Below are 24,106 nucleotides of genomic sequence, written 5' to 3' on the forward strand. Positions count from 1 at the left end.
AGTAACGCTGTTCATCTATCCCGTGTCGAACGGTTTTTCCGTCAGTCAATTCTGTTCAGAATGTACTGTAAGAATTAAATGTCGGAATACGTTCTGTAGAGCTGAGTTCTCACACCAAAAGTGATCCAGTTCGACGAAGTCGTCGGTGGGGCTACTCCATCAATCGCCACCGCAGGATACATGGGACCTGAACGGTATCCCCATTCACCAAACAACTCCATTTTCCAAGCTGTCTGCGCCATCCAAGCTAACCGGAATCGCGCGTTGGTAATGCGAACAGATGGTTGGTCGTTCGTTGAAAATCCATGATCTCTAGAGCGACTAGTATACGGTGTCCATAAGTCAACTCCTTCCGCGTAATATGTGCCGTTGATCGTATTGGCCAGCCCGGCATTAGCCGTACTAAAATGTGCGAGTGCCGACCATCTTCCTCTCTCCCATCTCAATCTAAGTATCCACTCGTTCACATCGGCTCCCAAAGGATGTGCAATGGGTTGATTGAAATGAGCATAATTCATCAACACATTTCTGTGGGTATAAACAAAAGGACGAATTCTATTCCACTCCACTAGTGCATTTACCCTGTGCGGTCCAAAGTTGTGTGTATACGAATATCCAAGCTGGGTTCCGAACTTGTTCAACCAACTGCCGTTCATTTCCACAAGGGCATCAAACACAAATTCTTCAATCAAAAACTGACCATAGACATTATGCCCACCTGGGAAGTGATAGGATGACTGCATGCCTAACAAAACATTACCCAAGCGAGAGTCCATTTGGTCCTCAATTGGACGATAAAGAATGACAGGATTAAAGAAGCTAGCATCTAATCCGCCATTGAGCGTGTCTGAACCGTAAACCACTGCTTCGTAAAGACTGATATTCAACCTCTCTGTTACGTTCCAACTCAAGTAGTGTGTAGAAATCCACTTTCTGCGATTCCCAGGGTTTAGATTGACAGATTCACGAATATCATACATCTGCGTCCACAAATTGACATACTTAAATGGACCGAAGGTGGTTTCAATTCTGAAATAAGGATAGTTCAGGGCGTTATCACTGAGCAACAAGGAGCGGTATCCTTCACCGTAAAAGAATTTTCCCTGACCTACACTGAAGTTGAAAAACTTGCTAGGTGTGTAGCTCAAGCTACCCGATGACCAGCGGTGATCCCACCCGTTCGTAAAAAACTCCTTAGCGATTCCCTCACCGGGCACTACTCCGTAGTTTTCGATGTAAGAATTCAAATACTGAGGAACAAAAATCTGACTTTCAATCAAGGTAGTCTCAAAGGTAAACTGAGACCCCAATCTCCCTTCCACGTGACCACCTCGGGTATTGTAGCTCAATCCTTCTAAACCGTCTGAGGTAAATTCAAAGCCTCCATGCATCGTGAAAATCGGATCGACAAATAAACTCCAATCTTCTCCGCCCATGTCGATGAGGTGCTCATCAGACAACTTTCTTCTCAGCATGTCTTTATCCCACCAACCATGGGCTTCCAAAGAGGAATCTAGGGCTTTACTCACTTCAAGCATACTATTCTCATCCAATCGAGCAGGCCAAATACTGCGGTGAGTACCCGTCATGGGAATGCGATCATTTAAACGCGAGTCTAGCGGAATGTAATTGTGCTGCGCAACGGCAGATATTCCAAAAAGAAAAGTGGCGAATGATAATAGGCTACGATTTGTCATAAGTCAAAGATAATCGTTCACTCAATTCTATGTGGACTTCCCCCTACATGAACGCGTATATCTTGTGTAGGGAAATCAGAATGACTTCTGTAAGTACTTTCTGTCAGAAAAGCTTTTCGACACATATTCAATGCTTTACACAATTTAGTAAACGAACAACACAACACCTCCTAACATGAAAAAATCAATTCTAATCTCCAGCCTTGTTCTCGGGCTATCCGTATTGTCTTTTGGTCAAAGACGCTTCACGGTTCTTGAAGTGAATGGTGGTATCTCAGCCATTCAAGGAGATCTTCAGGATCAAATTATTGGATTTAAAAATGTCAATCCAAGCTTCTCCGTTACCATGCACACAAGAGCCTCTAAGAGCAGAAGCTTCTCTATTGGTGGAGGAGTTGAACTGAACACACTTAATCACTTCTACTCAAGCCCAAACAGGTCTTATTACGATCAAACAGAAGTAGAAGGATATCATTTCAATGCCCAAGTGAGTGGACGACTTCTCCTCACAGGAAGAGATGATGTGCGATTCATGAAAGGTGCCTTCTACACTTATTTGGAAGGTAACGCTGGAATGAGCTACATCAGCGTTCAGTCTACCTACCCACCTGCAGAGACCTTCTCTAAACTCGGAGAAGAGGTAGAAACCCACACAGAATACAAACCATCTGTAGGCGCTGCACTTGGCTTCAGGTACTATCTTACCTACAACCTGGGAGTCAATTTGCGCTTTTCAGGAAAATATGTCGCTTCAGATTTACTCGACGGCGTTGAGGGAATCACAGACGTAAATGACTACTTGTTTACTAGTAGTATAGGCATGTCATACGCCTTTTGATAAACTACTCTCAATCAAATCCCGGTCCGCCGGGATTTCTTTTTAATTGATTATCAAAAAATTAATGTCCGCATTATTGGTAGAACGTTTAAGAATTCAGAATTTAGAGGCAACCTCCTAATCTGTAACATGAAAGTCTCTGTTCTACTCACTAAGTACAAAGGTCCAGACGTCTTAAAACCCTACTACTCTTTAAAAGGTCTCATCCTTCCGTCTCTTGATTCAAAGGGGTCGGTGGTTAAAGAGTGGTTGTATAGACAAAAGAAAATTAAAGAAGGAAGCGCATTCTTCGCTGACTTTAACGACGAAGACTTGAAAGCGTTCTTAGAGGACCTTCAAAATCTTTCTCACAAATTTGAATACCGTTCTTCTCATACTTCAGAAGAAAAGGCCGTACTAAGAGCATTTCGAAGAAGCATTAAAAAGATTCAAAAATCGGGATCTAACTTTCTTTAAAATCTTGTAGACCTTTATCTTCATGTTCACACCAAATCAAGATGAAGCTCTACAATCGTTTGGGGAAATACAGGTTAACTTCAACTAGCTATTCTCGAAAATTCCTGCTAGTAGCTTTTATAGGCATTCACCTTCCTATCATCGCTCTGGTAGCGGCTTTGCTATTCTTTGACCTCACTCAATCTAAGTGGTTCGTAGTATTGGTTGTGTTGATTATGACCTTGCTATCCTCTATTCTCACACTCTCCATCTTAAATCAACTAACTAGCCCAATCAAGCATGCCGCCAAAGGTGTGATTGACTACAGGGATTCGCGCGTTATGCCGAGCTGGCCTAGACAGGGCAATGATGAATTGAGTCATTTGTTGAACAATCTGGAGTCCATGCTGCATGAACTTGAAGTCCATCGGATTCACCAAGAAGACATGTCTATGTTGCTGGCTCACGATTTGAGATCCCCTATTAGCGCTGCAATTCAAACCATTGAACTGTGTAAAGTATCCAAAGATATCAACGAGGTTAATGAATCTCTAGACTCCCTAAAACTTTACCTGCAAGATCAGTTGTCATTTATCGATCTCATGCTTCAGATTCAAAAGCATCAATCCGGCATTGAGAATTTTGAATTAGAACCCGTGAATCTCCGGCCGTTAGTTGAGTCATGCGTTTCTTCATTAAGACGCACTCTAGAAGAGAAGAATCTCAAGTTAGAGTTCAAGTCTTCAGACGACCAAGTGATTTTGGCGCACCCTAGAATGGCGGCACAGTGCATCAACAACTTGCTGAACAATGCGATAAAGTTCTCTTATCCCAATGGCGTGATTGAAATCGCTTGGGAATGCTCAGGCACCACAACGGTGCTCTCAATTCGAGATTATGGAACGGGGTTCACAGAGGATGTGAAGCAAAAACTGTTCGACAAAATTCTCTTTGGGGGAGCAAGTGGAACCAATGGTGAAAAGTCAAATGGATTAGGACTTTACCTCACGAAAACCCTTATGAGAAATCAGAAGGGAAGTGTAGGTGCTCACAGTGACGGCGCAGACAAAGGAGCTACATTTTCACTGACTTTTAACGCTTTATAGTACGTGATGAGTCGCTGCGCATTTTGAATGTATATTCGTTCTACCTACATTTGGCTTATCCAATGAAAAAGGCTCTTCATATAACGCTTGGATTTATCCTCATCGCTTCCATTCAGCTATCGGCTGTAGGTGTGCGTTTGGTTTATCATTACTGTGGAGATACTTTGAAAGAAGTTTCTTTGCTAGAGCTTGATGAAACTTGTTGTCCTAAGAAGGGATCATCCATTGAATTTCCATCCAACGAAAGCTGTCTAAAGAAAGGCTCGTGTTGCTCTTTGGAATACCAAATGATAGAAGGGACCGATGCGCCCCTTTCCTCTTCTAAGGTTTCCATTGGCAGTGAGGCAATAGCCGATTACATTCAGCCCTTTGCTATTACTTTCCATTCAACATCTGAAACTCCAAAATCCTATACTCACGCTAACGCACCTCCCTTATCTGGTCGAGACATTCTCGTTCGCGTTCAGCGTTTTCTCATTTAACTTGCACTTGAACAATGCTCAACTATTGAGCTAGAATTAAGTGAATTACAAACAAACAAGTTAAATATCATGAGAACTCTCAAAACCCTTTTCGCAGTAGCTGCACTTACCATTAGCACTGTATCTTTTGCTCAGACAACCGACACCACATTCACTGTAAACGGCGTTTGTGGAATGTGTCAAAGAACCATTGAAAATGCTTGTGACATCGACGGTGTTGAAACCGCAAGTTGGTCACCTGAAACCAAGATCATTCAAATCTCATTTGAACCTTCTATTGTTTCAATCGACGAGATCAACAAAGCCATCAATGATTCAGGATACGACACCGAATTTTCTGCTGCTCCGGAAAATGCATATGAAGGTTTGCATGGCTGTTGCAAGTACCGTGACCCTGAAGTTCAGGCTAGTCACTAATTCATGAAGTACATTCAATTTTTAGCACTTGCCGTAGCTCTAGCTGCGGCAAGTGTTTCTCATGCTCAAATTACGGGTCAAGTGCTCGACGCACAAGACGGAGCACCTATTCCCGGAGCGGTTCTGCATTGGCAGGGAACCGAAATAAAGGTAACCACTGATTTAGACGGCAAATTCGAAACGTCAAGGCCCAACGGTTCTACTCAACTGATGGCTCATGCCTTTGGTTATGATATGCAAATGCAATCCGTCATTTTTAGAACAGGTGAAATCAATTTTAAACTAAAACCAGAGTCTTCTGAACTCAACGATGTTGTGGTTACAGGACAGGCAAAAGAAACAGCCATCAACCTCAGTGCAGCATCACACCAACTCAACATCAATCAATCTGAACTCCGAAAGGCGGCTTGCTGTAATCTCAGCGAGAGCTTTGAAACCAATGCTTCTGTAGATGTGAGCTTTACCGATGCGGTGACGGGAACTCGCCAAATTGAAATGCTCGGATTATCTGGAAAATATGTGTTGATTCAACGAGAGAATATTCCATTCGCACGCGGCATTAATTCGTCAAGTGGTCTCACCTTCATTCCTGGTCCCTTCGTTGAGTCCATCCAACTCACCAAGGGATTGAGTTCTGTGGTGAACGGATATGAAAGCATTAGCGGGCAAATCAACGTGGAATATATGAAGGCAAACTCAGAGGAGTTTGATCTTCATGTCAATGGATTTGTCAACCAGGGCGCTCGACTAGAATCGAACGTATGGGTGACTACCCCTGTTTCAGAAAAAGTAGAAACTGGAATCCTCGCGCATTACAGTAATGTTCCCTTTGCCCAAGACAAGAATGGTGATTCTTTTGCCGACATGCCCACTGGTGAACAGTTCAATCTTCACAACCGATGGAAGTATCTCCTCAATAACGGCTGGGGCGGTCAAGCGGGTTTCAGCATTACTTCTGATACACGTAGAAGTGGACAGGTAGAAAGCGTTTTCACTCCTGAACCTACCGAACAACCGTGGATCTACAATCAACAAAACGACCGGTATGAGTTTTTTGGCAAGAACGGTTGGGTAGACCCCAACAGCTCCACTCGCAGCTTGGGAATTGTGTACAACGCTTCCTATCAAGATCGTCTTGCAGTAATGGGCTTAAATCAAGTTCACTCTCAACAACAGTCGGCATACTTAAATGTGATATATCAAGATGCTTTAGGGAATGATCTAAACACGTTTAAAACGGGACTGAGCTTCCAGTATGATCGCGTTGGTGAAGACCTCCTTTTATATGGGACAACTTCGCTGGACTATCAACGAACGGAAACCATACCAGGTGCCTTCTTTGAATACACCTACGCCGACGAAGGTCCGTGGACCATTGTTCTAGGAACGCGAGTAGACTACAGCAGTATGTTCAACTGGATTGTGACTCCGCGTGCAAACGTGAAGTATGTGCCTCGTAAGTCAACCACACTCCGATTGGGCGGCGGTAGAGGTCAGCGTACGGCTAACTTGATTACCGAATCTATGAACGCTCTAGCTTCTGGTAGACAGTTCAGAATTCACGTAAACCCTTATGAAGCAGAAATTGCATGGAACATGGGCGTAAGCTGGACAGAGCAATTCCTCCTCTTTGAAAGAGGTGCTACGTTTAGTGTGGATGGCTTCTATACTTGGTTCAACAACAAGCTCATTACGGATTACGATCTCAGCCCTTACCTCACAGGCTTCTATTATTCAAGTGGAAGCAATAGTACAAGTGTTCTGGCACAGTTGGACTTCTCTCCTATCGAACGTTTTGATGTCAGATTGGCTTACAAATACCTCAAGTCCGTAGACGCTTTTGCCGATGGTAAGCATTATGCATATGGAATTCCAGAATCAAGAGCATTTGTGAACACCGCCTACGGTATCACGGAAACGTGGAAAGTGGATGTCACTTTTAACTGGTATGGTTCCCGTCGCTTATTGAGTACAAGTTATTATCCAGCAGAGATGCGAGACGCAGACAAGAGCCCGGATTACATTACCATTAACATGCAAGTAAACAAGTCATTTGGAAAGCAATGGGAAGCCTATGTTGGAGTGGACAACATTCTTAACTACAAGCAAGAGAACCCTATTTTGAATGCAGAGAATCCGTATGACACCTCCTTTGAAACCAACCGTGTTTACGCTCCTATTTTTGGTAGAATGATTTATGCTGGATTCTATTACAAGCTGAAAACTATTTAATTACTCGCAGTACATTACACTGGATAGCCCGACAAAGCGTCGGGCTTTCTTTTTGAACTTAAGCTTCTTTTCAATGTTACAACTTCAGTAACTTTGCACGAAATTTTATCGCTATGAAAATTGAAGTTTGGTCGGACGTAGTGTGTCCGTTCTGTTATATAGGAAAAGTGCGCTTAGAGAATGCATTGAAGGAAATTGATCCGAACTTGGTTGATCTCATCGAATGGAAGAGTTTTCAATTGGATCCCAATGCGGAGATGCACGCAGGAAAACCCCTTAATCAGTACCTATCTGAAAGCAAGGGGATTTCTATGGAGGAAGCTGCTAAGTTAAGCGACTACGTTTCTGAAAAAGGATTGGAAGATGACATTCACTTCCAATTTGACAAAGCCATTGTAGCAAACACGAAGAAAGCTCACCTCCTACTTCATCTCGCCAAAGATTCAGGCAACCAGAACCGTTTGAAAGAACGCTTGATGCGTGCGTACTTCCTTGAGGGAAAAGACCTCAACCGAGAAGAAGTATTACTTGAATTAGCAGAAGAAGTTGGTTTGGATGCTGCGAAATCCAAAGAAGCCCTACAATCAGAAGAATTGGCGTACGACTTTAAGTCGGATATTCAGGAAGCTGGACAACTCGGTGTTCGAGGCGTTCCATTCTTTGTCTTCAACCGCAAGTTTGCCGTATCTGGTGCTCAACCCATGGAAACCTTCCGTGGTGCTGTTCAAAAAGCAATGGAGGAAAGCAATATTGAAATAGTGAACCAACAGGATGGCGACGCGTGTAGCGTAGACGATCCAAATTGTTAAGATTTGATGGTAGGTACGATGTTGGTGATTGGTCTTCAAAAACGAATCCCAATGTCGTACTCCCACCCTTCTGCAGCTGATCTTCCCATTTACTATTCGGGAATGACATTTTTCACAAGACTGCAATAGCAGTAGAAAAGAGATAGATAGACGGAATGTCTAAAGTCTAGCTTTTCACTTCTGGGTTCTCCGCCCAAAATGGCTTACCGTAATGACAGTCTCTTTCGTACGTGCCCATATGGCGATCGTACTTTGGAGCATACACGTCATCGGTATAAACCAAAATCCCTGTCTCCTCTACATCTCCAAACTCGTCGTTAAGCATGGTACCAAAAGTGTGCATGGTATCCGATAAATTCATGTAGCTATTGATGAGTGGCGGAATGGTGAGATCCTTGGAACGGACAAAAGAATTCAACTCCACATAGGCTTCCTTGTATTCTCTACCTGTAAACTTGTCAATCCACGGCTGAAGATCTTCAACGGGAACCAACTGCTGGTAGGGTTTCATCAAGTTATCAGGATCTGGAAAAAAGACGGCTAAAAAGCCCAAAAGAGCATTGCGCGCATCTTTATCATACGATGGGTACATGGTTACCTTACCCAACAAATACTTTAGGTCTTTCTCTCTTGCGATTAATCCCCCTAAACCATCCCAGAGGTTGTCTAGTGCGAAGAGTCCCTTCTTAGCCTCTACTCCTTTTTGGAATTTAGGCTGAACAAAAGAGCGTCCAAGTTCCAGTGTATTCGGCAAATAATCGCGAATAAATTCCTCGCTAAATTCAAAGAGATGCGAAGTGGCCAACAACTTCAAATCACCGCCTCTCTTTACGAGTTCACGGCAATCAAGCAAGCGATAGCCTGCCATAATTTCTTTGAGCTCTGGACTCCACACAACGAGTTGTAGGTATGGAAACTCAGAAGTGTCGTATTGGTCGATGTCCAAAGCTTTCCCAGTACCACCACCAGCGGCGCGGAACGCTTCTTCTCGCAATCGACCTACCTCATGCATTACATTCGGAGCTTCGTGAGCGGAAACGATATACACTTCATTCTTCCCCTTATTGGTATAACGAAGAAATGTCTTTTCGGTAAGTTCAGCTCGTACTAAGGCCGGATCTGCTGCCGGCGCAATCTCCTCCATTTTCATGGGTGCTTATTTTGTATCGTTAAGAGCATACATCTGCTCTCTAACATAGTTGGCCCAATCTTGTTGGGATTTTGTCTTGTCAAAGGTGGAAGCAGGAATCGGCTTCCCAAAGGTCAAGGTTATCGTTTGACCTTGTTGCTTGTACATCTCATCCGGTAGGTATAGCATTTCGATATTGGCTTTCAAACCAATGAATCTTCTAAACTTGGACAAATTGTAAAACCAGTTCGAGTTTCGACCTCCGATATGAACAGGAATCACATCCTTTTGATAGCGAATGGCCTTGCTAATGAAGCTCTTTGTCCATTCTAAATCTTGAACGATGCCATCAATCTTTCTCGAAACCAATCCAGCAGGGAAAACCATTACGGCAGAATCAGACGCATATGCATCGTCAATCATCTTAAGTGCTGCCCTTGGATTAGAACCATGCTTATTTACAGGAATAAAGAGCGGTTGGAAATTTTCAACGCTCAACAGAATGTCGTTTACCAAAAACTGCATATCGCTGCGAACTCTACCTACGGCTTGCATGAAGGCAATTCCATCAAGTCCACCTAAAGGGTGATTTGCTGCTAGGATAACGCCTCCTTCCTTAGGAAGGTTCTCCAAACCCTTCACTTCTACCGTTGCACCAAGGTGTTCAATACAAGCATTTACGAATTCTACTCCGTGTAGATGACCAAAATCACGCATAGCACGATTCAAATCATCTTCGTGAATCACTCTCTTGAGGTAGTTCACGATGAATCCTGGTAGCCATTTGGCCAACTTTGGACTCTTGTTGGCAACAACTTGTTTTAGGTCGATATACTTGGCAGGAGTACTCACGTCTCTTTATTCTGAATGGCAAATGTAAGTATTTACAACACCGTATTAATGCAGGATTAAACCCCAGTTATTCATCTTTGATTGTTAATACTCAGAAGCGATATCCAACCTGAAGCACATATCTAAAATTAAAACCCCAAGATTTCGATCTTCCCGATTTGCTAAAAGTCCCATTTTCAAAATGGTCCACCACCCCTGGATAACTATTCAACAGGAAATCTCGGGCTGTACTCCACGCTTCAGACTCTGTAATGTTATTGGGCAAATCTCCCTCTATCCCAGCATTTACCGTATACAAGCCAAAGCAAGGTCCAATAAAAATAAGATCTACGGTCCATCGCTCATCAAATACAAATTGATATCCCAACTCTACTCCCGCAGTTATGGCATTGATATCGGTTCCAATTCCAACGTACTCCACACCTTGGTTGGTTGGATACCCAAATTGATGCTCTAAGTCGAAATTATAATACAGCAAAAAGGGAGCAGTATAAACTCCATCGGGCGCTGAACGCTTATTTCTGCTGGTCAGGTAGAATCGATAATCTGCTGAGAAGCTCAAGCCGTTATTCTTAGATGTGCTCTTGTAAGCTAGGTCTCCCTTGATAAAAGAGGAGATCAATGGAAACTGAATTCGACCTATGTTGGTGGAGATGGAACGAGAATCAGAAAGAACGCGCTCATATCCAAACACCCAACTTCCTGTTCCAGAGATGAGTGTTGGCGTCATATTCCAGCGAATCACATTGTTCTTAGAGTGGTCTTCGCTCTGCGCAGATGTCGTACCAAAAGAAAGAATAGCCAACGAGAACAGCAGAAATCGTTTCATATCGTGAAGATACTCTTCAACACTCGATTTTTAAAGTGAGAGCTAGACAAAAAAAATGCGCGGCCCAAGGGACCGCGCAATAGTTTCTTTTCCTTGATGATTCTTACATCTCCTCTGAAGAATCCATTTTGTGTGCGATAGGATATGTAACAATGGTTAGAATTTCCTCTGGAGCCACTTCTGCAGGATCATTAGCGTATTCTTCCATAACCGGAGAGCCATAGTCTAGGTTATTCTCCAAGATATAAGCGTCCAAAGCCATATGTGCATCACCTACACCTTCATACGGACCGTAGTAGTGAATCTGCAACGCCTTACTCGCTGGAACAGTAAATAGCTCATAGCCTTCAAGTGTCACATCCGGACTTGCAACGGCCACAGCAGCTGCCAAATCACTCTTTTCATTCTCCATATCCCATGTCCAGTACAAAGCACTAGGCATAGAAGCGGGTTCAATTCCTGCAGCAGTAAGTCCGCCAAAAAGTGCACCAAAGTGAGTAGTGAAGAATGACTCCATATCACTCATGCTAATCTCTTCTCTGTGAATGAGATAATGTGTTTCCGGCAAATCAATTTCCACAATTTCAAAAACGGGTTCAACTTCCATTGCATCTACTCTATTCTTCAAATTAGCAAGACCTTTTTCAAAACTGGTGCCTAAGGTCACATCCATCAAGTACGACCAAATGAGAGCAGTTTCGCCTTCCATATGCCAAGAAACCAAAGTACCACCTTCCACTTCTTCAAACGAGAAAGTAGTGTGCGATACATTATCTGGATCCATACTGAAAATCAGCTGGAAGGTCACTTCAGATCCATCAATATCTGTGATCTCCATTTCTCCATCACCTTGGGTTTCAGATGACCAAGTGTACTTATGACCAATAGTTGCGGGTTCTCCCATCACTTCAATGCTCATAGTTGTGTCTCCTTCACTCCAAGGATTCCACTCGGCAAAGTCATTAAGATCAACTACTTGAGACATGATTTGATCCTTGGGAGCATCGATGGTTGCGCTTCGTGTCACATCAAAACTAGAGGGAATGTAACTTCCGATTACGCCTAGGAGAATCAAAACCCCAATAATGATTCCCAGTATTTTTAGTGCTTTCATAACGTCATTCTGTTTAGGTTGTTAAGGGATGTGAAAATACCAAAATAAAACTTGAGCTATTCTATGTATCTTCATCAACAACCAACAAAATCCACCTTTACCCCTTACATTATGAAGACCTTAGTACGAATAGAAGAGTTTGCTCAATGGATCTTTGGATTTCTATTGACGCTACAACTTGGATACGATTGGTGGCTCTTTTGGGCACTCCTACTGCTTCCAGATATCGGTATGATTGGATACATCGCTGGACCAAAAACGGGAGCCACACTCTACAATCTCTTTCACCACAAAGGAATTGCCCTACTTGTAGCTGCTTTTGGTTTTTACTTGGTAGATGACTACGTACTTTTGACCGGCATAATTTTATTCTCTCACAGCGCCATGGATCGATTCTTTGGCTATGGCTTAAAGTACCCCGACAACTTCAAACATACCCATTTGGGAATGATAGGAAAAGTAGACTAGATGCGTGAAGACTATCCAAAGAGAAGTGTATCCCTCTCGCGATTACTCGGACGAATTTCTGAGTTGTTTGAGGAGCAGATCACTCCACACGAAGTGTGGGTGCGCGCAGAAGTGAGTTCTTTCAAGAATCATGGAAGTGGTCACCTTTACTTTGATTTGGTAGAAGAGCGTAACGGATCTCAAATTGCCCGATGCAGAGCGGTGATATGGCGTGGAAATGCTGAAGCGATCTTCCTGCGTTCTAAAATCAACGTGGCCGAACATTTAGAAAATGGTCGAGAAATTCTCTGCTTGGCACGAGCGGTCTACCATCCTGTATTCGGACTATCACTCCAGATTTCGGATGTAGATCCGGATTTTGCTTTGGGAGAGGTTGAGAAGCGCAGGCGAGAATGCATTGCCCGGCTACATAAAGAACGGCTCTTACACCTCAATAAGCAGCTACACTTACCACCCGTTATTCAACGCTTGGCCATTATTGCAGCCGAAGGGAGTGCTGGATTTGCGGATCTAATTGAACAGCTGTCAAGGAACAACTACGGTTATCACTTTAAGTGGACGCACTTCAAGGCCTCGGTGCAAGGAAAGGGAGCCGCGAATACCATTCTATCGGCATTTCAGTCCATCGACCCTTCGGAATACGATGCGATCATTCTCATTCGAGGTGGTGGTGCCACCTTAGATTTAGATGTGTTCAATCACTATAAATTGAATGCCACATTGGCCCAGTCAAAACTACCTTTCATCGTCGGAATAGGTCATGAAACCGACCGAACAGTAGTCGATGAATGGGCTTGTATCAGTTTGAAAACACCTTCTGCTGTTGGTGCATGGATTGTAGAAAGAGCGAGAGAATTTGAGATTGAAGTTTCCACGCGCTACCAATCGATAATGGAATACTACCGAGCTTTTGTGGAGCGATCTAAGTCGCTTCTGAACGATAGATCACAAAACATTGTTCGTATATCTCGGGAAGTTCAATCGGCCCAGAGAATTGTACTTAGTGAAGTTTCCCAGCAAATTGGCCATCAAGCCGAAAGACGGCTCAAGCGCGAATCTGAAAGTCAGCGCTACCGTGCAGATCACCTTGGCCACGAAGCAAAACGAATTGCCGAGAACGGGAAACACGCATTAAAACTAAGTGTGGGAAACATGGATCGCTTTGCCAAGGAGATCTTGGTTCGATCTACCCACAACCTAAACATGACCAAAGAATTGGTGGAAGTTTACCAACCTTCCAACACCTTAAAAAGAGGATATACGTTACTTCGAAAAGAAGATCAGATTGTCATGAAACCAGAACAACTCAAAGCCGGGGAATTCATTCAAATTGAAACCGCCTCTGCCTGGTTAGAATCAGAAATAAAAAAAGTAACCGCTAAGAATGGCTAAGGAAAAACTGACATACGAATCCGCCTCTAACGAATTGGATATCATTCTACAACGAATGAAATCTGGGGAGATTGGTGTAGATGAACTTGCCGCAAGTGTAGAGCGTGCAAGCATCCTGATAAAATACTGCTACGAGCGACTCGATCAAACCGAAAAGAAGGTTGAAGAAATTCTAAAGGACCTTGGCCTTGACCAATAAAAAATCCCGCACTGGGCGGGATTTAGTATCGTAGTTTAGCACTTTCACTTATTGAAGTACCAAACGAATGGTTTCCATAAAATCTGTATCCACATCACTGAGCGTTGCGATATACACACCTCTTGGAAGTCCAGAAATGTCTAAAACGTTTGTATTGTTCATTTGAACCTCTTTCACCAACTGACCAGAGACATCCATAAGACGCACGCTGAAGCGCTTACCATCCTCTGCATTAATGCGCAATTCGCTTACAGCCGGATTGGGATAAACATCCAATACAATGGTGTTCTCTTCATCAATCGAGATAGGATAAGTGAATAGGTAGATAGTTCCACTTGCTGGGTATTCATCCAGATATTCAATATTATCGGTCAATACCGGATTGGCTGGGTTTCCTTCCAAAAGGTGCAATCCCGTTAGGTTACCCGACATATCCTCTACCCCGAAACCGGTCAATAATTCACCATAGAACAACAGCGTATCATTAAGTGTGCTGCTCACATTCACCAATCCGAAGTGCATCTCAATAGCACCATTTTCTCTCATCCAAATCTGAGTATTGGTAAAATCAGTTGACGAACCACCTATGATACCATCAAAAAACCCAGCGTTTTTCCATTCCATTTTAAAAACGCGGTTTGGAGATGCACCTTCGATCACATAACTAATGGTGGATTGAGATGTAGTGGTTGGATAACCTCTATCCAATAAGTCGGCACTGGTGGCAGCCAAGTAGAGTTCATGCCCAGTAGTGAAATTGAAGCCAATTAAATTGGCTCCCCAATCCATATACAGTGAGTCATACGTAGCTCCTGCAAAGTTGGTGTTTGGAAATGGACATGTGATTTGGATGTCAGGATCATCCCATACCCCTCCTGGATAAACATAATCTGGATTGACGATATCGCTATACGGTCCAGTTGTTTGCTGAAAAACGTACAAAAAGGCTTTTGAAGAAGACTCCACTTTAACGGATTGAGCGAAGGAATGGGCGGGTTTCTTGTCCTCCTGTGACATAGCGGACAGCGGTAACAGGAGCATGAGTAAGGCTTTTTTCATAGGTCGATTTATTGGATTTACACCTCAAAGTAAGGCTACACTAAATTATTGAAAATCAAATGCGAAGATTCAGCATTCAATCAGTCAAAGCATTCACTCACAAAGTCAATCTTAACAATTCGTTCATAGGGATAAAAAAAACGCCGATGCAATTGCACCGGCGTTCCGTTCCTGAACAACTCAACTTATTTTACAACAAGTCTTCTCGTTACAATCTCACCTGTTTTCACATCGGTGATTTTGGTGAGGTATAGTCCTGATGAAATACCATTTAAGCTCATCGCATCGGTTGCGTTGATGGTTCCTCTCCGAACCACTTGACCACTTAAATCGATCAACTCAACGGTAAAGCTCTTTCCATCTTCACAGCGAACGCGTAATTCGCTCGTAGCAGGGTTGGGATACAACTCAACAAGAAGAGGTTGTGTTTGCTCATCGAAACCAATTCCCGACTTACCTAGCGTGTACACTGTGCCATTCGCAGGCCATGCCGTTAGTGAACCGTAAGAATCGCTTAGGGCAGCTGCAGATGGATTTCCAGTGATGAAGTGGGAATTCAAGAAGGCCTCCGTGATAAAATCAATCTCAGTAGCCACAGACACCAACTCATCATTTACGAGAAGTGAGTCAACTAGCTCTGTTGAGAGGTTACTTGGGCCAAAATGGAATTCTACCGTTTCATCTTCGTACAACCAAAGTTGAATATTTGCAGAACTGGTCAAAGCTCCGGCATAATCTCCTTCGATATAGAATCCAGCATTCTTCCATTCCATTTTAAAGATGCGGTTTGGACTGGTACCTTCTACTTTGTAGCTAATTGGCGATTGACCTGTTCCACCTCCGAGGCCGTCTAAATCAATCAAATCGGCGGTTACTGGTGAAAGGATCAAAGCATCTCCATTCGAATAATTCAATCCAACCATCATAGAACCCAATCCCATTTGCATACTATCGGTTTGAACACCGAGATAATCTGTTCCAAATGGAGTTTCTACGGTAATTTCTGGATCGTCCCAAGCACCATTCAGGGTAAAGTCTGCATTCGTCAAATCAGAATACGTTGAAGTGGATTGCTGGAATACGTAATAAAAAGCTTTGTTGTTGGATTCCAATTGGTAGTCCCCCAAATCGAAATCGCCTTTTGATGGGTTGATGTCTTGCGCGTTCACGCCGAGCGGAAGCAAAGCAAGTAGTAAAAGTGTTCTCATTTTGTTAAAAAGTTAGTGCTCATCTACAGGCAAATCACGTGCCAACTTGCTTGTGTTTTGGTCTTGATGAATCAATATTACAATAAGAACATTTCGCTTGTTATCTTGCTGAAGGAACTAACGAAACATTAACAATTGGGATGAGCCTTTTCACTCGTAAAACACATGTTCACTACCTTCTATTCTGCGCTGTATGGATGGGAAGCTGTACGAATCATCATGAGTATAAATACGGCATCACTCCTATTTACGAACCGAGTTCTTACATCGAAAGTGTTGAGGAAAATAGAGATAACCAACTGGTAGAATTGGATTCTATTCTGAGTAACGTCGTTTTAGACATACGCTATGCCACGGCCAATAATTTCACAGAATCTATTATTTACACTGAAGGTCCAGGTGCTTTTGTTCGACTTCCAGTAGCGCATCAATTGGTAGAGATCGAGGATTCGCTGGAGAAGCACGGTTTGGGAATTGTGGTATTTGATGCTTATCGCCCCTATTCAGCTACTGTAAAATTCTATGAAGTATATGGCGACACGAATTACGTTGCTTCGCCATACAGTGGTAGTCGGCACAACAGAGGATGTGCTGTAGACCTCTCTCTATACAAATTAGCGGATGGCCGATACTTGAACATGCCCACGGATTATGACGATTTCTCCATCGCAGCACATCCCAGCACTCCTCTAGAAGACAGTCTGGTTAGTGCCAATCGGGATTTGCTCATTCAGGTAATGGAACACTACGGATTTACAGTGTATCCTTCAGAATGGTGGCACTTCGACTATACGGGTTGGGAAGAATATAAGATTATGGATTTGAGCTTTCCATCCATACGAGAGCAGAATCCTAAACTGAAATCATGAAGGTAAAGGCCCTTCATTCGCTTCGTCACAGTCTTCATTCACATGCGCATACATCTCTGGAAGCAGCGCACTATAGTGCTTTACAAAGAGTTCTTCATTCATGGTTTTAGTGTTTGTCTAGTAACATAGCGTCTGGAGGAAACCGTTTCGTATGGACTACAGAATCTTCGCACAGACATATTCCAAAGAAAAATGGCTGCAAAAGCAGCCATTGTCCGGAACACAAGCTTGGTTAGGTGTATGGTGATAACTACTACTTATGTGTTCCTTGCTAAACCCCAATTAACTAGCATTAAATAAATAAAGGGTGTTCCTGTAATTCGTCCGCTTCATCTTCAAAAATGAAAGCATCCATACATTCAGGAACCAGTAAGTGGCTGTGAGAGGTAAAGAGGATATCAATTGGGTTAGCCATAGGTTTTAGGTATTGGTCATAACTTGTGTAAAGGTCAAGAGAAGAAAAACCATCAACAACCGTATTTATACCCGAATCTATACGTAATTCCCGCACTTCAAGGCAAAAAAAATCCCTCGCCTATAAAAGACGAGGGATTCAATATGTTGAACTATCAGGGGTTAGCCGATAATTTCTGCCATTTTAGGTCCAATCATAGCTGGAGAATCTACAACGTGGATTCCACAATCTCTCATGATGGCTTTCTTTGCTTGAGCTGTATCGTCAGCACCGCCAACAATAGCACCTGCGTGACCCATGGTACGACCTTTAGGAGCCGTTTCACCAGCGATGAAACCAACAACTGGCTTAGTGCCATTCTCCTTGATCCAATTTGCAGCGATAGCTTCTAGGTTACCTCCAATTTCACCGATCATTACGATACCGTCGGTGTCTGGATCGTTCATCAAAAGCTCAACTGCTTCTTTAGTAGTGGTTCCGATGATTGGATCACCACCAATACCAATAGCCGTAGAAATACCCAAACCTGCTTTTACAATTTGATCTGCAGCTTCGTAGGTAAGAGTACCCGACTTAGATACGATACCAATGCGACCTTCTTTGAAAACGAAGCCTGGCATGATACCCACTTTAGCTTGACCTGCTGAAATTACACCTGGACAGTTTGGACCGATCAAGGTCACGTCTTTATTGGCGATGTAATTCTTCACTTTGATCATATCCGCAACTGGGATACCTTCAGTGATGGCAACGATTACTTTGATCCCTGCGTTAGCAGCTTCCATAATACCGTCAGCAGCAAATGCAGGTGGAACGAAAATGATAGATACATCCGCACCTGTTTCCTTCACAGCATCAGCTACCGTGTTGAATACAGGACGATCTAGGTGAGATTGACCACCTTTACCTGGTGTAACGCCACCAACCACGTTGGTGCCGAATTCGATCATTTGTTCTGCGTGAAAGGTTCCTTCCTTTCCGGTGAAACCTTGTACGATTACTTTCGATTCTTTATTTACGAGTACGCTCATGATTGTATAGTCTCTCGGTTTTGAGGCAGGGCAAAAGTAGCCAACAGCAATTCAAAACTGAAATTTGTTTGCGTTTAATTATCGAACAATATTCATCTCCTCTACAAGATGCCCTGCTCCGGCATATACATCTACTACCCAGAGTACATAACGAATGTCTACCATGATGTTTCTACAAATGCTCGGATCGAAGTAAACATCGCTCATTGTGCCTTCCCAAACACGGTCGAAGTTCAACCCAATCAACTCCCCTTTTCCATTGAGTGCTGGCGAACCTGAGTTCCCCCCCGAAGTGTGATTGGAAGCAATGAAACAAACTGGAAGCTGTCCGTTTTCCGCGGCATACTGTCCGTAATTGTTTTCATTGTAAAGCTCAAGTACTCTCTCTGGAAGATCGAATTCATAATCTCCAGGAACGTACTTGGCGATTACGCCGTCTAAGTAGGTATGAGTCTTGTAGCTCACTGCGTCGGCTGGACGATAACCCTCAACTTGACCATAAGTAATACGCATGGTACTGTTGGCATCTGGATAGAGATTCTCCGCATCTCCAACAAGCATTTGGGCCGCCATGAATTCCTTTTGCAATTCATCAATTTGAGCTTGATAGGCATTGGCAATAGGAGCTACTTGGGTGATATAGTGATCAAATGCACTCTTCATGGCTCCATAGATCTCACTGTTGTAAATCTCATATGCCAAACTCACTGGATCGTTCTCCAAGGCATCCAAAACCCTCTTACTCTGAGATGGGCGCAATACCATATCTGCGGTATACCATGTTGAAACATCAGCGCGCATTCCATTCTCTCCAGAAACGAGTTTTGCTTCTAATGGAGCACCTGCATTTGAAGACATCAACCAATGGGTGATGAGCGAAGTCGCTACAGAGCTGTCCACTGAAGCGTTGTAATCTTTATAGAAGCTAGAAAGAGATCCCAATAACTTAGCGGCATTCTCCTCAATACCTGCTGTATCCCCCTCCTCGGCTAGATCTACCCATGCGTGCATGCTCCAAAGTTGACGAAAGGCTTCAATTCCTCTATATCCAATTTCAATGAACTGATCTCGTTGAATAAAGGCATCCAAAGCCTGTACGTAGAGTTTCTCAAGTTGAGGTAGAACATGACCATACTGTTTCCAGTGATTCGCATCTTTAGAAAGCTGGTATTGAATCATAATTTCAGCAATGCGAATGGAATCAGTTCCATGTGTGCGCTGAATTCCTTCAACCTGACCAATCCACTTTTTCCAAGCGTTCGCCGTTCCGGCATACTTGGAAGCGTATTGAATTTTAATGGCCTCATCAGCACGCATGTATTTTCCGGTTTCCTCTAAGATGATATCACGAATGGCAATCTTATTCGGATTCAACACATCCACCATTTGCTCTACGGCAATAGCAGGCAAGTATTCCTCGGTTCTACCTGGAAAGCCATATACCATGGTAAAGTCGCCAGGTTTTGTTCCGGCAAGTGAAACCGCAAGACTGCGGAATGGCTTAAAAGGAACATTGCTCTCGCTGTAATCCGCTGGATTATTGTTCACATCAGCATAAATGCGAAACATGCTAAAATCGCCAGTATGACGCGGCCACACCCAGTTGTCGGTATCGGCACCATACTTACCAATGCTGCTAGGAGGAGCTCCTACCAAACGTACATCGGTGTAGCGCACAGAAGCGATAATGATGAATTGATTTCCGTAGAAAATCTCTTTGATTTCGTATTCATAATCATTGCGTGATTTGTGATCGGAGATCAAAGACTCGGCATTTGCGCGAAGTACAGCCGACTTCTCTTCATCCGTAAGATCATTGGTCACGCCCATCAACATATGAGGAGTTACATCTTCGATGTACTTCACGAATCGAACAAAAAGTCCGTCGTTTGGCAATTCTTGAGAGCGATCCATCGCCCAATATCCATCTCTCAAATAGTTGTTTTCAACGCTGGAATGAGATTGAATGGCACTGTAACCACAGTGATGATTCGTCAATACTAATCCTTCATCAGAGATGATCTCACCCGTACAAAATCCACCAAAGCTCACAATGGCATCCTTCAAGCTGCCGTTGTTCACACTGTAAATATCTTCGGCGGATAATTGTAGGCCTTTGGCTTGCATATCGCCTTCACGACCCATCAGCATATACGGCAACCACATGCCCTCAGTCGCGCTAGCAACCGCAGAAAGCAGCATCGCCGCAAGAACGATTTGAAATCTCTTCATGGTACTTTTTTATAGTTGGAAGTGTACAAAGATACACGGGCGTTTGTGTGACGAAAGAATCACGCCTATTTTTGGTGTAAATACACTCGAAATGAAAAAATTAATAGCACTTCCGATTCTCGCTTTTGCTGTGGCTTGTTCAACTGGTCCGCAGAAAGTTGAGAATGGATTAAATGTAGATCTTACTTTCGAAGGCATTTCCGATCAAACGGTGAAGCTTGTAGAATCAACAGATACCGGTATTCACGTCATCGATTCATCGTACATCAGAATGGGTGCGGTCTCTTTTTACACCGCTGCACTTGAATCTCCGCGTGCTGTATTTGTGAAGTTTGATTCCATCCGAAAGCCGGTTTACCTCTTCCTCGATAAAGGCGATATCACCATAAACGTTACGGGATCTGCCGATGAGTATGAATACACGGTGGCAGGCGGAAGTCATTCTGAGGCTTTTTCATCCTATCAAGCGGCTAAGAAGGAGTTCAGCATGGAGATGAATAAGTTGCGCAGCGCTTATGAAGAAGCGCAATCGATTGGAGATTCTATAACCATCATTCATCTTTCTGAACAAGCTGATGCCCTCTATGAAAAGAACAAGCGAAATATGGCCGATATCGCAAAGGGAGCGGGTGCCTTCGGTGCTCAGATCGCTTTGAACGAGCTGTACGATGCAGATCCAATGTTGTTAGACAGTATCTATGCTAATATTCCTGCAATGTACGGTAAGGCACAAGCCGTAAGCGAGTTGAAGAACCGCATTGAAACGCTAAACCGCGTTGCCATTGGTGAGCCTTACGTAGACTTTGCTCAGAATGACACCACGGGTAAGCCGATGTACTTGAGCGAGAATTTGGGAAGATATACACTCATTGACTTCTGGGCATCTTGGTGTGGACCTTGTAGAGCTGAAAACCCAAATGTAGTAGCCGCTTACAACAAGCACAAGGATAATGGTTTCACAGTTATTGGTGTTTCTCTCGATGAGAATAAAGCAAACTGGCTAAAAGCCATTGAAGATGACGAACTCACTTGGGCGCATATGAGCGACCTGAAAGGTTGGGGCAATGAAGGCGCAGCTCTTTATGCCGTTCGAGCCATACCACAGAATGTAATGATTGACGAGAATGGAATCATTGTCGCCAAGAACCTGAGAGAACAAGAGCTTCAGGACTGGTTAGATTCACATCTATAAGCATTGAAAAGCGAATCGAAAGGTTCGCTTTTTTTTTTTTGCAATTGCTCACACCACACCTTCTCTTTTCCGTATCACCCATTCGGCAACAAACAGAAGAAGTAAAATGGCGTAAGGCCACCAAAGTTTGAGCAGACTTTCTGTCTTCACCGTTTCGTGGAGTAAAGTCGGTGGAACTTCATTCTCCAATTGATCGACTAATACATCTCTGTTTTCATAGGTCACGAATTGACCTTGAGAGCTGTTGCTCAATGCCGCTAATTCATTGAACCGTGCACGAGTATCTACAAACTCGAGTTTCAAATCTCTCACATTGAATTCACCGTTCTTCACGAGAGTTTCATCCCCCAACTGTGCCGTAAGCGTGTACTTGTAAGTACCATTTTGAAGATCGGCAAGCTCCGTAGAATAACGGCCCAAGCCACTTGGAATCAACTCTTTTTCAAAAGCCTCTCCTCCTACTTTTCTCACTTTGAGCGTCAATTTCGCTCCATTGTAGGGTTGCAATGCTGCATCCTTTGGGAAAGCAAATAGGTGAAGTAGTTCGCCTGTATTGATTTGGCTAGGGTGCTCAACAATTAAGCGGTCGGCTCCAGGTTTAGTCAATAACCATCGGAAATACTGAGATATAAAGGAATCATAAGGATCTGTTGAGCCAAAGCTCGAATAGGTATATGATCTCAATCTCCACCAGCCTTCACCATTCATCCATCCCAAACGTTGATTTCCGAGTTCAGCAATTGCCACAACTGGAGTATTGGTCTTTACCCTTCCCACGTTGCCATACAGTGCGGCAGTCCACATCCCTCCTGCATTCTCTCCATGCATTTCCGATGAAAGCGGTGGGAAATTAGATAGTTCTTTTACCCAATCTTCTTCTACTTGGAAGGCGGCAAATCCAGAAGCTGATCGAGGGTGTAGATCAGATGCTCTGTCCATAAGTGGAAAGTCATCAAACACGTCTGACAGTGCTCTCCAGTTGTAATAAGGATGCGAATCATCGGTTACCAATACCACCGATTGTCCTTGTTCCACGATGCGCTGCCAGTCACTTTCAGAAGGGCGAACCCTATGGAACACTATTAAATCAGCTGAGGCGAGGTTCTCCATCTCTAATGCCGATTTTCGGATCAGTTGAACTTCGTACGACGGATCGGCTAGCAGAGGAAGTCTCAATGCGGAAATGTCGGGGTGAGGAGCATCGTAAACAATGACAATAACTCGCTCATTCTCTATCACTTCCAGCGTTGCAAAACCTCTGTTATTCTCGGTATTCCTCTCTCTTGCATCGATTTTTGCGCGAATCTCATAGTTGTGTATTCCTATGCTATCTGCCTGAATCTGGAAAACGGCATTACCCGAACCTCTGTTGATAGGTACACGCTGAATATCGATGCGCTTGCCCGACTGAAAAAGCTCAACTTCAACCTGAGCGTTTGGCAAGCCAGAGGTTTCAATATCGGCATAGATAGGTGTCGTATTTCCTTTAAACGCAACTCTGTTTGCTCTAACTTTAACAACTTGAATATCTGGATAATAACTAGAGTCGCCTAAAGCTATAATATGAATAGGTACTCTTGGCGATCGAATGCTAGAAAGTGGAGAGCCTACATTCACAATTCCATCTGAAGCAAGAATCACACCTGCCACATTCCTACCTTCTGCTCGGCTTAACGCATCCGAAAGGGCATTGCCGATCGCGGATTTATCCGCATCAAATTGTACCTCTCCAGAACTCAAGTCGGAACCTATGTTGAATTCAGCAACGTCGTACTTTTCTTTTAGTTGAGAAAGACTCGACTTCACCCATGGCAAATATTGGCTTGTGTACTCAGTGGAGTCAGCACTAGCCAATATTGATTGTGAATCATCTTGAAGCCACAACAAAAGTGGACGCTCTTCTTCAACTGTAGATTCAGTAATGATAGGCTCTAACAGGAGAATACCCAGAAAGGTCAAGCTTAAAAAGCGCAGAGCCGGTAGGAGAATAGAATACGGTCGGTCAAAGCCTGATCTGCGATAAGCAAAAAAGGTGGCCGCGAAGGCCACCCCAATAATCAATATGATCAGTCCAAATGCGTATGGTACGGTAAACGTCATA

General features: G+C 43.5%; 22 protein-coding genes. 12 read left to right on the plus strand and 10 right to left on the minus strand.

What is annotated here, in order from left to right; translation table 11 throughout:
- Positions 1-74: 74 nt before the first annotated feature.
- Positions 75-1,697 (minus strand): capsule assembly Wzi family protein, encoded by a 1,623-nt coding sequence (locus tag F8C82_RS05150; RefSeq protein WP_151692481.1) that lies wholly within the window; start codon positions 1,695-1,697, stop codon positions 75-77.
- Positions 1,698-1,872: 175 nt separating this feature from the next.
- On the opposite strand from F8C82_RS05150, the gene F8C82_RS05155 reads away from it, so the two are divergent.
- The 7 genes from F8C82_RS05155 to F8C82_RS05185 all read left to right on the plus strand — a co-directional run bounded on the left by F8C82_RS05155 (position 1,873) and on the right by F8C82_RS05185 (position 8,016).
- Positions 1,873-2,535 (plus strand): hypothetical protein, encoded by a 663-nt coding sequence (locus F8C82_RS05155; RefSeq protein WP_151692482.1) that lies wholly within the window; start codon positions 1,873-1,875, stop codon positions 2,533-2,535.
- A gap of 129 nt (positions 2,536-2,664) precedes the next feature.
- Complete coding sequence (locus tag F8C82_RS05160; protein ID WP_151692483.1) at positions 2,665-2,991, plus strand: hypothetical protein; 327 nt, start codon at positions 2,665-2,667, stop codon at positions 2,989-2,991.
- A 41-nt stretch (positions 2,992-3,032) separates the two neighbouring features.
- Positions 3,033-4,076, plus strand: coding sequence for a sensor histidine kinase (locus tag F8C82_RS05165; protein ID WP_151692484.1), 1,044 nt, complete (start codon positions 3,033-3,035; stop codon positions 4,074-4,076).
- 62 nt (positions 4,077-4,138) lie between these two features.
- Positions 4,139-4,558, plus strand: a complete 420-nt coding sequence (locus F8C82_RS05170) for an HYC_CC_PP family protein (RefSeq protein WP_151692485.1) — start codon at positions 4,139-4,141, stop codon at positions 4,556-4,558.
- A gap of 69 nt (positions 4,559-4,627) precedes the next feature.
- Complete coding sequence (locus F8C82_RS05175; protein ID WP_151692486.1) at positions 4,628-4,975, plus strand: heavy-metal-associated domain-containing protein; 348 nt, start codon at positions 4,628-4,630, stop codon at positions 4,973-4,975.
- A gap of 3 nt (positions 4,976-4,978) precedes the next feature.
- A complete protein-coding gene (locus tag F8C82_RS05180; protein ID WP_151692487.1) occupies positions 4,979-7,207 on the plus strand; it encodes a TonB-dependent receptor in 2,229 nt (742 codons plus the stop codon).
- 113 nt (positions 7,208-7,320) lie between these two features.
- Positions 7,321-8,016: a DsbA family oxidoreductase gene (locus F8C82_RS05185; RefSeq protein WP_151692488.1), complete on the plus strand. Its 696-nt coding sequence runs from the start codon at positions 7,321-7,323 to the stop codon at positions 8,014-8,016.
- 166 nt (positions 8,017-8,182) lie between these two features.
- Here the strand turns inward: F8C82_RS05185 and F8C82_RS05190 are convergent, their stop codons facing one another.
- The 4 genes from F8C82_RS05190 to F8C82_RS05205 all read right to left on the minus strand — a co-directional run bounded on the left by F8C82_RS05190 (position 8,183) and on the right by F8C82_RS05205 (position 11,940).
- Entirely contained in the window at positions 8,183-9,166 is a 984-nt protein-coding gene (locus F8C82_RS05190) for a GNAT family N-acetyltransferase (protein ID WP_223279448.1), read from the minus strand.
- Between the two features lie 6 nt (positions 9,167-9,172).
- On the minus strand, positions 9,173-9,997 hold the full coding sequence (locus F8C82_RS05195; protein ID WP_151692489.1) for a 1-acyl-sn-glycerol-3-phosphate acyltransferase: 825 nt from the start codon (positions 9,995-9,997) through the stop codon (positions 9,173-9,175).
- A gap of 91 nt (positions 9,998-10,088) precedes the next feature.
- Positions 10,089-10,826 carry a DUF3575 domain-containing protein gene (locus F8C82_RS05200; RefSeq protein WP_151692490.1) on the minus strand — a complete coding sequence of 246 codons (738 nt, stop codon included), beginning with the start codon at positions 10,824-10,826 and terminating at the stop codon, positions 10,089-10,091.
- 103 nt (positions 10,827-10,929) lie between these two features.
- Positions 10,930-11,940, minus strand: a complete 1,011-nt coding sequence (locus tag F8C82_RS05205; protein WP_151692491.1) for an SRPBCC family protein — start codon at positions 11,938-11,940, stop codon at positions 10,930-10,932.
- A gap of 111 nt (positions 11,941-12,051) precedes the next feature.
- Here F8C82_RS05205 and F8C82_RS05210 point away from each other — a divergent pair, with 111 nt between their 5' ends.
- From F8C82_RS05210 to xseB, 3 genes are read left to right on the plus strand one after another with little or no spacing between them, the layout of a single operon-like run.
- On the plus strand, positions 12,052-12,408 hold the full coding sequence (locus F8C82_RS05210; RefSeq protein WP_151692492.1) for a DUF4260 domain-containing protein: 357 nt from the start codon (positions 12,052-12,054) through the stop codon (positions 12,406-12,408).
- A complete protein-coding gene (gene xseA / locus F8C82_RS05215) occupies positions 12,409-13,800 on the plus strand; it encodes an exodeoxyribonuclease VII large subunit (protein ID WP_151692493.1) in 1,392 nt (463 codons plus the stop codon).
- Positions 13,793-13,999: an exodeoxyribonuclease VII small subunit gene (gene xseB, locus F8C82_RS05220; RefSeq protein ID WP_151692494.1), complete on the plus strand. Its 207-nt coding sequence runs from the start codon at positions 13,793-13,795 to the stop codon at positions 13,997-13,999. Before xseA ends, xseB begins: the two co-directional genes overlap by 8 nt.
- Before the next feature lie 48 nt (positions 14,000-14,047).
- On the opposite strand, the gene F8C82_RS05225 is transcribed toward xseB, so the two are convergent.
- Entirely contained in the window at positions 14,048-15,058 is a 1,011-nt protein-coding gene (locus tag F8C82_RS05225) for a T9SS type A sorting domain-containing protein (protein WP_151692495.1), read from the minus strand.
- A gap of 185 nt (positions 15,059-15,243) precedes the next feature.
- Positions 15,244-16,266: a T9SS type A sorting domain-containing protein gene (locus tag F8C82_RS05230; protein WP_151692496.1), complete on the minus strand. Its 1,023-nt coding sequence runs from the start codon at positions 16,264-16,266 to the stop codon at positions 15,244-15,246.
- Positions 16,267-16,406: 140 nt separating this feature from the next.
- Between F8C82_RS05230 and F8C82_RS05235 the strand changes: the two genes are divergently transcribed.
- Complete coding sequence (locus F8C82_RS05235) at positions 16,407-17,135, plus strand: M15 family metallopeptidase (protein WP_223279449.1); 729 nt, start codon at positions 16,407-16,409, stop codon at positions 17,133-17,135.
- Positions 17,136-17,711: 576 nt separating this feature from the next.
- Here the strand turns inward: F8C82_RS05235 and sucD are convergent.
- Both sucD and F8C82_RS05245 read right to left on the minus strand, forming a co-directional pair.
- Entirely contained in the window at positions 17,712-18,581 is an 870-nt protein-coding gene (sucD, locus tag F8C82_RS05240) for a succinate--CoA ligase subunit alpha (protein WP_151692497.1), read from the minus strand.
- Between the two features lie 78 nt (positions 18,582-18,659).
- A complete protein-coding gene (locus tag F8C82_RS05245) occupies positions 18,660-20,813 on the minus strand; it encodes a S46 family peptidase (protein WP_151692498.1) in 2,154 nt (717 codons plus the stop codon).
- A gap of 91 nt (positions 20,814-20,904) precedes the next feature.
- Here F8C82_RS05245 and F8C82_RS05250 point away from each other — a divergent pair, with 91 nt between their 5' ends.
- Positions 20,905-22,005: a TlpA disulfide reductase family protein gene (locus F8C82_RS05250; RefSeq protein ID WP_170266162.1), complete on the plus strand. Its 1,101-nt coding sequence runs from the start codon at positions 20,905-20,907 to the stop codon at positions 22,003-22,005.
- 48 nt (positions 22,006-22,053) lie between these two features.
- On the opposite strand, the gene F8C82_RS05255 is transcribed toward F8C82_RS05250, so the two are convergent.
- The gene (locus tag F8C82_RS05255) at positions 22,054-24,105 is read right to left on the minus strand and encodes a hypothetical protein (RefSeq protein WP_151692500.1); all 2,052 of its coding nucleotides are present in this window, start codon (positions 24,103-24,105) and stop codon (positions 22,054-22,056) included.
- Position 24,106 lies beyond the last annotated feature (1 nt).

This window comes from Phaeocystidibacter marisrubri (assembly GCF_008933165.1).
GTDB lineage: Bacteria > Bacteroidota > Bacteroidia > Flavobacteriales > Schleiferiaceae > Phaeocystidibacter > Phaeocystidibacter marisrubri.